This is a genomic window from Haloparvum sedimenti (assembly GCF_001462205.1).
GTDB lineage: Archaea > Halobacteriota > Halobacteria > Halobacteriales > Haloferacaceae > Haloparvum > Haloparvum sedimenti.
In genome coordinates this window covers 1-1025 of record NZ_LKIR01000002.1, presented here as the reverse complement: position 1 = coordinate 1025, position 1025 = coordinate 1, and the positions used below count along the sequence as shown (strand labels likewise).

The following is a 1025-nucleotide window of genomic DNA, read 5'->3' as shown; positions in this document are numbered from 1 at the left end:
TCGGGAAGGGATCTGCTGCGGCTACCCTCCTCGTGAAGGCAGACGATGACCCAGTAGTCGATGACTGCAAGCTAATCTACGATCTCGACGAGGAACCGGCCCCACAGCTTGTCGATCAGTGGCCCTCGCTCCCCTCGGCGACACGGGTCACGTCTGAATGTGGTAATCAGCTGCTCGCGGTTGCTCGTGAGCGGACGGCGTGGACAGAGACGACGCAGTCCTGTCACGACGGCGAGCACGCGACGTTTCTCTACGACGAAACTGGGAGCGCGGTTCGCACCGAAGAGGGGCTTGCAAGCCTTCGTGAGGACGCAGACGACGACTTCTGGCTGGTGCCAGCGATTGCGCTCCAGGAATCCGTTGACAAGACCGATACCGAACAGCCACGACGCGAGCGCCCAAACAGGACTCACCTCGAGTGTCGGGAATGTGATCGGGAGACTAAGCATCGATTCCGCGAATTCGAGGCTGTCCCCGATGATGAGTGGACCGGGCAGCCCATGTGGGAGTGTCAGCGGTGCGGGACACCTCGCTATGGACCCGAACCAGAAGCCGATCAATAGAGACGGAGTCAGTTTAACCAACGGACCTGATATCGACTCGTTCTGTTGGTTAACTAGAGGTCAGTTCGTGATCACTCCCAGACTGCCCCGCTGACTGCCCGCCGGTGTTTTTTCGCGCCGGAAATTGGCGGAGGCGCACACATGGACCCACGAGACACCCCCGGCTATCGACTCCACCGCGCGCTCAGTAGCCTCACCAGTATCGACAGCGACCAATTGGAGCCCGCTGATCAAGAGCGAATTAGCACCGCGACGACGCTCCTCGAGCAGGTGGATGTTCTCACCCAACCGAATACGACGAGGGACGGTGACGTCAACAGAGAATCCTGACAGCTCGATGCATCGGCAGCGCAACGTCATGTGGCCGTCACAGCGTGAGCAGTTGCTCGCCCCCTGAAGGGGTGCGGGGGCGCGAGACAGCTCCCGAGAACAACCGATGGCAACTCTCCAAGCCGCAACGAC

1 protein-coding gene and 1 pseudogene are annotated in these 1025 nt (G+C 60.5%); both read left to right on the top strand.

Annotated elements, in window-relative coordinates:
* Positions 1-563: pseudogene (locus AN233_RS15895) on the top strand (hypothetical protein); the annotation flags it as partial.
* 141 nt (positions 564-704) lie between these two features.
* Positions 705-893, top strand: a complete 189-nt coding sequence (locus AN233_RS18330) for a hypothetical protein (RefSeq protein WP_049983731.1) — start codon at positions 705-707, stop codon at positions 891-893.
* Positions 894-1025 lie beyond the last annotated feature (132 nt).